The following is a 12,255-nucleotide window of genomic DNA, read 5'->3' on the forward strand; positions in this document are numbered from 1 at the left end:
GAACATTATTGACCGCTTTCTACCAAGCGATTGGTCCAAAATACCCGTGGCGTTTGTCCTCTTCGTGCATTTACCAAAAAGAGTTGGTAAGTTCCAGGTTCAAGAAAACAGGCGGCAATCTCCCCCGCAAAACCCGGTCGAAAATACTCCTGTTTGGTCAAGAACTGAATCGGATTGGTTTTGGTGGCCGTGGCCGAAATAAAGTAGAAGCGTCGGTCATTTTTCAACATCCACAACCAAGCCTCTCCTTGGTTCAGTTGAAACCTGAGCGTGTCGGTTTTTACGGTAGCTACGCGTCTACACCGGGCGGTATCTTCCGAAACAGTTTCCCATTCTAGCGTGGTTGGAATAAAAGGCTGCAACGAATCTGTTTTCAGCATCGCAACATCCACCAAAGGAGAATCCGTTTGGCAAACTATATTTTGGGACTGAGAAGTTTGATAGATTTCGGGCAAACCGTTTTGTGCTTTCCAGTTCAAGTACAGCAGGTTATTGTGTTGCATGTTGTAAGTATCTGCCCAAAATTTCTGATACTCCATGTAGCGGTAGCCCCAATCACGGTAATACGATAATCCCCAAATACCCATGCTGACTCCTAAAAACATAAGAAAGAGTCGGTGAAGAATGACTTTATTATTTTGTAATTGAATAAGTAAAATAAGGTACCCAATCCCTACCAGCAAGGCAGAATAATGCCGATAACGCCCCAGCAACGCAGCATCAGCGCCCACTGGCTCAGTACGCAAAAGGGCCACTGCCGCCGCCGTCAGCAAGGCAAACAACGCATAAGCCGTTAACTTAAAGGTCGGTGAAGTCCAATAACGTGTTTGTTGAATAGCTTTGAAATTGGTTAAAAACAAAACCATCACCATCGCAGCCCCCAAGCTCGCCGCTACCCATTTAAAACTTCCCGAAATAAAATCTCCGTAGCCACCGATAAATAGACAAACCCCCAACAGCCACTGCACAGGATTGGTTTGAATGCCGTATGCATCATCGGGCACCCCAAACGATTTTGCCCACCAGTAGCCTCCTAAAAAAATACCCCCCAAAAGTGACCACAGCGCCATTCGCGCCAGAGATGCCCGTTGCACAATTAAAATTACTAGGCCAATAAATATACTTAACAGCCCATTTCCATTGGAAAATGTCGCCCCTGCGGCGCAAAGAAAGGCCAAGGTAAAGCGCCAACGACTTAGCTTTTGCTCATTATTTATCAACAGATGAATAGATTCAAAGGCGAGCCAAATCACTACCATGTTTGACCAGACGGCCATTGGCCACAATGCCGTTTCGGTAAATTGAAGCTGAAACAGGATAAAAAGAACTGGCAAAAAATACAGTGTAGGCATTTTGGCCTCTTTCAAACTACTATGAAGCAACCACGCCACCCGAACCCAACAAAGATTGCCGACCACAACCATGGTTTTCAGATTAACACAACCACTGATTATAACCTGTAAATAGGCAATTATTTTAGCCGGCAATATGACATGCTCACGAAAAGGCGTAAAAAAGAGCCTCAAGGATTGTTCATCAAAGGGGAAGGCATGATTGATAAACGCAACAATCACGGGAAGGTCATCCTCGTTGGGAAATGGAATACTGAAGCGAATTAAATATAGAAAATAGGCAAAAATGGGGATTGCAGCGGCAAGTGCTAAAATAATTCGTTTGGGCATACGCTTACGCTATAATGTGAAAAACCTGACAGATTTGCAGGAAAGAAATAGTCATGCAAATCCATCAGGTTTTTGTAAGTCACCGCCCACCACAAGTTTGGGATGGTTTTGCACGGAACAAATATACAAAACCAACGAAATTCATCGCGTAATTTTATCCATTCTTAGGCTTGGCCTTTTTGGCATCAATCACTGTTTGAAAAGTACTGACCCCCGATGCTCCAAAAAAGCCCAGCGCCTTGCGTCCATTCGGGTTGACATTGGTAACGTTAGTAAAAATATTGGAAGGTGGCGTGGCAAAAAGCCCGCCATTGGTAGACTCGATACGTACTTGGTTGAGAAAGTAATACGCTTCTAGCGACACACTTAGCAGCTCTACTTTCATCGTATCTTTCTCAAGCGCAAACTCTATCTGAGGCACCACCGATTGCCGAATCGGAAGAATAAAAATCAAGCCGTCGCTGTTGGCACCAGGACTAAACGCCGCATCAAAAGCCGTTGAGATGTTGCTTGCGCTATTGTAGTACTTGCCGTTTCGGTATGATTTTATCCAATAACAATCCCCCGCGCCAGCAGGGTCACGCGCAAAAAATTCGGGCTTATAGCCTTCTTGGGGCGAGCCATCGGTGGGTGCAACGGGAAGTTTATCAAAAAAATACGTCATTGAATCAATCTTGGGTACGCGATTGAGTTTGGTTGTAGCCCGATATTCTTCCGTACCAAATTTAACATTAAGCGTATACGTGCCCCCAATGCGCCCTAGCGAATCGCTTGCCGAAGCGGGTTTCCAGACATAGTACCCGTTGTTTTTGAGGTCTTTAAATGTAAAAACTTTGCCTTTGTCGTCGGTAACAATAACGGTAGCATTCAGCAAGGGCTTGGCGGGCCTATTGTCAAAATAAGGGGCCGATTCTGTCAGGCGAATGGTATGCTCGGTGGCTTGATTAGTTACCCAGCCGTCTACAACCAACTGAGGGTCTCCTGAAGGAATGTCTAAATCTACTACATCTTCACAACTTGTTAGAGCGCTAAGAGTCAGCGTCAAAATGAATAATTGAGCGAATATTTTTTTCATGGCATGTATCTATTGTCAAAATTCAATGATCAGAATTTAAAATTATAAGTAACCGCAGGAATCACACTGCCAATGATAGAATAACGTACGGCCTCGGTTTGGAGGTTATTATCTTCATTTTGCTGTACATAAGTTGAAAACGGATTCCGGCGATTGTACGCGTTATACACGCTGAAAACCCATTCCCCCTGCCCTTTGCCAAACAGCTTTTTCTTGGATTTAAGCGTAGCACCAAAATCCAAACGGTGATAGGAAGGAATCCGCGAAGCATTGCGCGAATCATTTACATTTTGCGGCAATGCCCATCCTCCCCATTCAAAGCGGTTGGTAGGAAAGGAGGCTGGCGTACCCGTGTTGAAGGCAAAATTGGTCGAGAAACTCCAACGCTCATTCAGTTGGTATAAACCTACCACCGAAAGATTGTGGGTTTTATCAAAACGGGCGGGAAACCAGCCGTTGTTATTGATTCCTTCTATTTTTCGTTCTGTACGCGCCAAGGTGTAGCTCAGCCACCCCGTTAGTTTGCCACGATTTTTCTTTACGTAAAATTCTGCTCCATAGGCCCGACCATTGCCAAAGAGCAAATCACCTTCGAGGTATTTATTGAGCAACAAATCAGAATTACGAACATAATCAATTTGGTTTTGGAGGTCTTTATAATACACCTCTACGGAAGCTTCGTAGGTATTGTCCTGAAAATTTTGGAACCATCCCAACGCTACTTGGTCGGCAATTTGAGGCTTAATGATTTTTGAGCTCAACGTCCACACATCCAACGGCGAGCTTGCGGCGGTGTTGGACAATAAATGCAAATATTGCACAGTGCGGTTATAACTGGCTTTGATAGAAGTCGAGGGCGAAAGTTCAATTTTTGTCGAAAACCGCGGCTCCCAATTTCCGTATTCATTGATTACGCCTGTTTCATATTTGGTTTCTGAAACGGGAATTTTACGTTCTCCTTTGACGATTTCCTGAAATTCAAAGTTAGTGCCCGGGCCCAGATTTCTAAAATGCGAATAGCGAATTCCGTACTGAAACGACAACCAATCGTTTACTTTTTGTTCATTGCCAATGTACAACGCCGATTCATCTGCGTAGCGCGCGTCGATGCTGATATTGCGTGACTCCCCGCTCGAAATCGCTAATGCCGTTCCGGGTTTTGAAGTATAGTTGATGTATTGTCCCCCAAACGTAACCGTATTGTTTGGCGTCAGATAATACGTAAAATCAGGCTTGAGGCTCCACGTCTGAATGTTTGAATTCCACTTGAATTTATCGCCAGTTTTGCTCGTATTGTTGCGGTCTGATTCCAATCCGTAGTCATAATTGGAATAAAACGTGGTAAAATTCATGAAAAGTTTGTTGTTGAAAACGTGGTTCCAACGCGCCGTGGCGGTTTGGTTTCCCCAATCAAATCCAAAATCAGCACCAAACACATCGCGGCCAAAATAACCAGAAGCATAAACAGTATTTTTGTCGTCAATCCGATAATTGGCTTTGGCCGTAAAGTCATAGAAATAAAAGCGCGAACCTTTCAAATCTCCGCTCAAAAATGGCTTGGCCAGCACATCAATGTACGACCGCCGCCCCGCCACAATAAACGAGCCTTTTCCTTTGGCAAGGGGCCGTTCATAACTCAACCGAGAGAAGATTGTGCCCACGCCTCCGTTAATTTCCGTCTTTTTTGAATTCCCTTCTTTGAGCCTCACGTCCAGAATGGAGGAAATACGTCCACCGTATTGCGCCGGAATCCCTCCTTTGACCAACTTAACGTCTTTGATGGCATCTGGATTAAAAACCGAGAAAAAGCCAAACAAATGCGAAGAATTAAAGACGGGAGCTTCGTCCAAAAGAACCAAATTCTGGTCAATATTGCCCCCGCGAACGTTAAAACCGCTTGCCCCCTCTCCTACACTCGTCACCCCTGGCAACAACTGAATACTGCGCACTAAATCTACCTCACCCAACAAAGCCGGCATTTGGCGGATGGTCTTCATTTCCACCTTATTGACCGACATTTCAATGTTTTTGACGTTCTCGTCTTCTTTTGTGGCCTTGACAACTACTTCCTGAAGTTTAAGACTTTCATCTTTGAGTTCAAGATTCAGTTTTAAGTCGGCGGTAAGCTCAATTTTCTTTTCGATTTTTTCGTAACCGATGTAATTGAAAACCAAGGTGTAAGTTCCAGTTGGCAGATTGAGCGCATAGTAGCCGTAATCGTTGGTGACTGTTCCGTTGCCAATTTCGCGCACGTATACCGATACGCCAATCAGGGTTTCACCGTCAGAAGCATCTTTGATGTACCCGCTTACAGTCTTTCGCTCTTGGCCGTATGCGTAGGTAAGCGTTAAAAGAAAGACCAGACTCGTTAAGATTTGTTTCATAGCTGATGATGGGTTATTGATTGTTTTTAAAATGACAATCTGCGGGGAAGGTTCCCCTATCTATATGTTTGTACTTTTCTGATATAGAAACGTTGCAAACCTACTTCATTGTTCAAAAAAATAAGATAAAATTGGGATGAACTGCCTGAAAAACGGCGTAAACGGGAAGAATGGAGGTATTAAAAATGCAAAAGCACCGCCAAGGCAGTGCTTTTGAGGTATCTTTAAAAAATTGTTAATCTACCACAACTTCATCCATTGCAATCGTTGTAGGTCGCCCTGCTGCGGGATGTCCTGCGGGAGCTGGACCAGCGTTTTTAGCACGAATTCGAATATAACGGGCACGGGCCGTTTTGAAATCTGCCACTACTGGCATAATCTGCCACGGCCCTTCCAGTTCGTACTTTACAGGCTGAGCCAATGCATCTTTAAAACTTTCACCATCGCGCGAAAGGCCGATTTCAACCGATGTCGGCGGAAATATGTTGTTCATGATTACTTTGAGAAAGTTAGCTGAGACTTTGGTAACGGGTTTTACTTCTCCTAAATCAATCGTAATTTCAAAATCTTTACCCGACATACGCACCCATTCAGCGTTGTTTCGGGGGCTTTGCGCTACTTGGCCGTCCGTGAGTTTCTTTTTGTCTGTATCTACGCCTTCAGCTGGTCCGTTGGCATAAGTGTAGGGTTTTCCTTTGGCGCGGTGAATAAAAAATTTCTCTTCAAACGTGGCTCCTGCCGTAGTGATAGCTTTAATTGTTGTAATTTTATCCAATGTAATGGGCATTAAATATTCGGTCGAGCTTGTCGACGGTTCTTTGCCGTCCGTGGTATAATATATTTTACTATCGGAGTCCAATTTTTCCAACCGAACCTGCAATTGCCCTTGATTATTAAATTGCGTCACCGCCCGTACGTCCAGAATTCGTTTTGAATAATTGACTTTCAGATAATCTAACCGTTTTAGATGCTCTTTCAGGCGCGTTGCAAAATCTTCAAAATTCTTACCGCCCGAAGGTACCCAAGCCACTTCGGCAATGGCCGTGGCGCGTGGGAACGTCATGTATTCTACCTGTGCAGGGCTTGGCATGTATTCGGTCCAAACATTGCCTTGCACCCCCAAAATATATTTTTGTTCTTGGGGAGAAAATCCTGCTCCGGGATCATATTCGTATACTTTTTCAATGGGTAAATACCCTCCGATAGCCAAGGGTTCTTTGGCAGGATTGGCCTGATAATAGTCCAGATAGTAATAAGTATTGGGCGTCATGATGACATTATGCTTTTGCTTGGCGGCTTCAATGCCTCCTTTGGTGCCACGCCAGCTCATCACCGTTGCATTGGGTGCTACGCCGCCTTCCAAAATCTCGTCCCAACCGATAATGGCTCGCCCTTTCGAATTAACAAACTTTTCGATGCGCTTAATGAAATAGCTTTGGAGTTCATGTTCATCCTTGAGTTTCAGTTTTTTTATTAGCTCCTGACAAAAAACACTCTGCTTCCAAGCATCTTTGGGGGCTTCATCCCCACCGATATGAACGTATTTCCCAGGAAACAAGGTGAATACTTCTGTCAACACATCCTGCAAAAACGTAAAAGTTTTCTCATTTGGGCAATAAATATCGTTCATCACGCCCCATTTGGTGGCCACCTCGTATTTTTTAGAGGGCTCACAACCCAACTCAGGATACGCCGCCAACGCCGCCGATGAGTGCCCTGGCAGTTCGATTTCGGGAATAATGGTCACGTATTTTGATTGGGCATACTTCACCACCTCTTTGATTTCGGCTTGGGTATAAAAACCATCGATTTCTTTTCCATCAAACTTTTGCGGATAGTTTTCTGAATACTGGCCAACAAGCGTTTCTTTGCGTTTTGCCCCTATTTGAGTCAGTTTTGGATATTTCTTTATCTCAATGCGCCATCCCTGATCGTCTGTTAAGTGCCAATGAAAAATGTTCATTTTGTGCAATGCCAACAAATCAATGTATTTTTTAACAAACGAAATGGGCATAAAATGCCGACTGACATCCAGCATAAGGCCACGATGAACAAAACGGGGCTTGTCCTGAATCTGACACACGGGCATCGACCATGCCACATTTTCAACGGATACGGGACTAAAAACAGCCGTCGGCAATAGTTGCAGAATGGTTTGCAACCCGTAGAAAGCACCTTGCGGTGTTGCCGCTTCCAACGTAACTCGGTCAGTGCTTACGCTAAGCTTATAGCCTTCTGTACCAAGTCCTAATGCTTTATTTAGGCGAATATAAATTATGTTTTTGGCCGTTGGGGCTGCTGTTGCGGCAATGGCCAAAGGTAGTTTTGAAGCCGTTTTCAACGTCGTTGCCAAACTTTGCGCAACTACTTTCAACGGTGCATCTTTGGCCGTGACAATAATTTTAGTTTGCGCATTTAATACAAACGTCCCCTCACCGCCATTGAACTGCGCAGGAAAAGGAATCAGATTGTAGTTATTTTCTTGGGCTTGAAGAAGTGTAAAGCGTAAGATGCAAAGTGTAAAGAAGAAAATTAGTTTTTTCATGCTCATTATAAATCGTTTAAAAAAACAAAGGAACTAAAAAACGGCTGGAATTGGAAAAAAGTATTCTGTCATCAAAAGCAAAAAAAACGCCCCAACCTATGTCGGGGCGTTTTACGATATAAACTAATTGGAAACCTATTAATTCGCCAATTCGCGTTTGCCACGGCGTGAACCACTGCGCTCGCGTGACTCTGTCACCGTTTCGAGGTCTTCTTTCGACCCAATGATAAGTTTTTGGTAACGACGAGCACCTGTACCAGCAGGAATTAAGTGACCTACGATCACGTTTTCTTTCAAGCCTTCGAGGGTATCGCGTTTTCCGCGTACGGCCGCTTCGCTCAATACTTTGGTCGTTTCCTGGAACGACGCCGCAGAGATAAAGCTTTCAGTACCCAAAGACGCTTGCGTAATACCCATCAGGGTTGGCTGAGCAACCGCAGGTTTGGCATCACGGGCAGTCACCAAACGTTGGTCACGGCGCTTGAGCGTTGAGTTTTCGTCACGCAAACGGCGTGCAGAAATCAACATACCCGGTTTGAGAGATTCTGAATCACCAGCATCTTCTACCACTTTCATGTCGAGTACACGGTCGTTTTCTTCGCGGAATGTCCACTTATCAACGGCCTGCATTTCGAGGAAGTTAGTATCACCTGGATCCATAATTTCAACTTTCTGCATCATTTGGCGTACGATACACTCGATATGCTTATCGTTGATTTTTACCCCTTGTAAGCGGTAAACCTCTTGGATTTCGTTTACGAGGTACTCCTGTACAGCGGTTGGCCCTTTGATGGAAAGAATATCACTCGGCGTGATGGCTCCGTCAGAAAGCGGCTCACCAGCTTTTACGTAGTCACCGTCCTGTACCAGAATGTGTTTCGACAATGGCACAAGGTATTTTTTACGGGTACCGTCTTTTGACTCGATATTGATTTCACGGTTACCACGTTTGATAATACCGTAAATAACCACACCGTCGATTTCCGATACTACCGCAGGGTTAGACGGGTTACGAGCTTCGAACAATTCTGTTACCCGTGGCAAACCTCCCGTAATATCGCGGGTTTTACCCAACGTACGAGGAATTTTCGCCAACGCCTGACCTGTTCTCACCACAGCACCATCTTTGATTACTAGACGTGCGCCTACAGGTAGGTTATAGATTTTCTCTTCAATGTCAGTCAAAAGCGGGCTTTTCCCTTTCGCCAAAATACCTGGGTTCTTGGTACGGTCACGACTTTCGATGATTACCATTTCCTGGAAGCCCGACTGCTCGTCGATTTCTTCACGGAAAGTAATACCTTCTTCAATCGCTTCGTATTCGATTACCCCGTTAAATTCTGATAAGATAACGGCGTTGTACGGATCCCAGTTACAAAGTTCTTGTCCTTTGGTTACCTTCTGTCCTTCTTTTACCAACAATGTAGCCCCGTAAGGTACGTTGTTTGCAATCAGTACTTGTCCGTTGGCTTCGCTGATGATACGAATTTCACCCGAGCGTCCCATTACGATGGTAGCAGGGTTTCCTTCATTATCAGTAGAATCTACCGTACGCATGTCTTCAAATTCCACTTTACCATCAAACTTGGTTTTGATGGAGGCTTCCTGCGCAATGTTTTGCGCAACCCCACCCACGTGGAATGTACGAAGGGTCAGCTGGGTACCTGGCTCACCGATTGACTGTGAGGCAATTACCCCAACAGCTTCGCCGTTTTCTGCCATGCGTCCCGAAGCCAAGTTACGTCCGTAGCATTTCGAGCAAACCCCGTTACGGGTTTCGCAAGTTAATACCGAACGGATTTCAACGGCTTCAATGCTGGTTTCGTCGATGCGAGATGCAATTTCTTCTGTGATTTCGCTTCCAGAAGCAATGATTAGCTCACCAGTAAGCGGATCTAAAATATCGTGAACCGATACACGACCCAAGATACGTTCTGCCAATGGCTCAACGATGTCTTCGTTGTCTTTCAAAGCTGATATTTCAATACCGCGCAGGGTACCGCAATCTTCTTCGTTTACGACTACATCTTGCGCCACATCGTGCAAACGACGAGTCAGGTAACCTGCATCGGCCGTTTTCAAAGCGGTATCCGCCAAACCTTTACGTGCACCGTGGGTAGAAATGAAGTACTCCAATACGTCAAGACCTTCTTTAAAGTTTGACAAAATTGGGTTTTCAATGATTTCACCTACGCCACCTGCCAAGTTTTTCTGAGGCTTAGCCATCAGACCGCGCATACCACCCAACTGACGTACCTGCTCCCGAGAACCACGCGCTCCCGAGTGCATCATCATATATACTGAGTTGAATCCTTGCTGATCGTTTTCCAATTGCGTCAGGAGCGTGTTGGCCAACTTGGTGTTGGTACGCGTCCAAACGTCGATGATTTGGTTATAACGCTCGTTTTCAGTGATTAGACCCATCATGAAGTTATCCATCACACCTTGAACTTCACCCTTGGCTCCGTCGATAAGCTGCCATTTTTCGTCAGGGATTTTGATATCACCCAAACCGATTGATAACCCACCTTTGAATGCCGTCTGGAAGCCTAAGTGTTTGATTTCATCCAAGAACTGAGCACAACGTGCGTTACCCGCAATTTTGAATACGTGACCGATGATTTGTTGCAATTTTTTCTTTGTCAACAATTCATTGATGTATCCTACTGATTCAGGAACAAACTGGTTGAAAAGGATTCGACCGGCTACGGTATCAATCAATTTCTTCTCCAGCGTACCATCCTCGTTACGAACCGTCACGCGGCATTTGATATGCGCATGTTTCGACAACTTGCCTTCGTTGATGGCAATGATGACCTCATCTGCTCCATAAAATATACCACCCTCTCCAATGATTGGAATCTCAGGCGTTGATTTACGTCCTTTTGTTACGTAATACAAGCCCAAAACCATGTCTTGTGAAGGTACCGTGATTGGCGCACCGTTGGCTGGGTTCAAGATGTTATGTGACGAAAGCATCAACATGGATGCCTCCAAAACTGCTTCTTGTCCTAGTGGTACGTGAACCGCCATCTGGTCACCGTCAAAGTCAGCGTTGAACGCCGTACAAACGAGTGGGTGCAGCTGAATGGCTTTTCCTTCAATCAACTTAGGTTGGAACGCCTGAATACCCAAACGGTGAAGCGTTGGAGCACGGTTGAGCAACACTGGGTGTCCTTTCAACACGTTTTCCAAAATATCCCAAACTACAGGGTCTTTGCGGTCAACGATTTTCTTCGCAGATTTTACCGTTTTTACGATTCCGCGTTCAATTAGTTTACGGATAATAAACGGTTTGAATAACTCAGCCGCCATGTCTTTAGGAAGTCCGCACTCGTGCAATTTGAGCTCAGGACCTACCACGATTACCGAACGACCAGAATAGTCAACACGCTTACCCAATAAGTTTTGACGGAAACGGCCCTGCTTACCTTTCAACATATCGGAAAGGGATTTCAGCGCGCGGTTACCTTCTGAACGAACGGCGTTTACTTTACGGCTGTTATCAAACAATGAGTCAACCGCTTCTTGCAACATCCGTTTTTCGTTACGCAAAATCACCTCAGGAGCTTTGATTTCGATCAAACGCTTCAATCGGTTGTTACGAATAATCACACGGCGGTACAAGTCATTTAAGTCCGACGTGGCAAAACGACCACCATCCAAAGGCACCAATGGCCGCAATTCTGGTGGAATCACAGGCACCATACGAATCACCATCCACTCGGGACGGTTTTCGATACGGGTGTTGGCGTCGCGGAGGGCTTCCACTACTTTCAGGCGTTTTAGCGCTTCCGCTTTACGCTGTTGTGAGGTATCATTGGCTGCGTTGTGACGCAGTTCGTAAGACAATTCGTCCAATTGTGTCCGTGACAACAACATTTCCAACCCGTCGGCACCCATCTTAGCGATGAATTTGTTGGGGTCAGTGTCAGGCAACATTTGGTTTTCGCGTGGCAGTTTGTCCACAATGTCCAAGTATTCATCTTCGGTCAGGAAGTCCATTTTATTGACTCCGTCTTCCGCTTTGATACCTGGCTGAACAACTACATAACGCTCGTAATAAATGATTTGGTCCAATTTCTTGGTAGAAAGGCCCAAGAGATAACCGATTTTGTTTGGCAAGCTACGGAAATACCAGATATGAGCTACGGGCACAACCAACTCGATGTGTCCCATCCGTTCGCGGCGTACTTTTTTCTCCGTTACTTCAACTCCGCAACGGTCGCAAATAATACCCTTATAACGAATGCGCTTATATTTACCACAGTGACATTCCCAGTCTTTTACCGGTCCGAAGATGCGCTCGCAGAAAAGTCCGCCCATTTCAGGTTTGTAAGTCCGATAATTGATTGTCTCCGGCTGGGTTACCTCGCCATAAGAGCTCTCCAAGATAGACTCTGGCGATGCCAAGCTGATGGTAATCCGCGAAAAGTCACTATTGATTTTCTTGTTTTTCTTGAATGACATTTCGGATATTGTTTTTGTGAAAATGATTTTTGAAAGCTTCTGACAGAAGTTTTTTTAATTTCCCGAAGGTTTAAAACCTTCGGGAAATCACCTCTGAAA

General features: G+C 45.1%; 5 protein-coding genes. All 5 read right to left on the reverse strand.

The genetic code is table 11. From position 1 onward, the window contains the following. Nucleotides 1-5 precede the first annotated feature (5 nt). The 5 genes from DVG78_RS20320 to rpoC all read right to left on the reverse strand — a co-directional run bounded on the left by DVG78_RS20320 (nucleotide 6) and on the right by rpoC (nucleotide 12,156). Nucleotides 6-1,682 (reverse strand): hypothetical protein, encoded by a 1,677-nt coding sequence (locus DVG78_RS20320; RefSeq protein ID WP_114462880.1) that lies wholly within the window; start codon nucleotides 1,680-1,682, stop codon nucleotides 6-8. Nucleotides 1,683-1,836: 154 nt separating this feature from the next. Beyond that, nucleotides 1,837-2,757 (reverse strand): DUF4249 domain-containing protein, encoded by a 921-nt coding sequence (locus DVG78_RS20325; protein ID WP_114462881.1) that lies wholly within the window; start codon nucleotides 2,755-2,757, stop codon nucleotides 1,837-1,839. 29 nt (nucleotides 2,758-2,786) lie between these two features. After that, nucleotides 2,787-5,141, reverse strand: a complete 2,355-nt coding sequence (locus tag DVG78_RS20330; protein WP_114462882.1) for a TonB-dependent receptor — start codon at nucleotides 5,139-5,141, stop codon at nucleotides 2,787-2,789. Nucleotides 5,142-5,376: 235 nt separating this feature from the next. After that, a complete protein-coding gene (locus DVG78_RS20335) occupies nucleotides 5,377-7,686 on the reverse strand; it encodes a glycoside hydrolase family 20 protein (RefSeq protein WP_114462883.1) in 2,310 nt (769 codons plus the stop codon). A 138-nt stretch (nucleotides 7,687-7,824) separates the two neighbouring features. Then, nucleotides 7,825-12,156, reverse strand: a complete 4,332-nt coding sequence (rpoC, locus tag DVG78_RS20340; protein WP_114462884.1) for a DNA-directed RNA polymerase subunit beta' — start codon at nucleotides 12,154-12,156, stop codon at nucleotides 7,825-7,827. Nucleotides 12,157-12,255 lie beyond the last annotated feature (99 nt).

It is taken from the genome of Runella aurantiaca, assembly GCF_003339505.1.
Classification (GTDB): Bacteria; Bacteroidota; Bacteroidia; order Cytophagales; family Spirosomataceae; genus Runella; species Runella aurantiaca.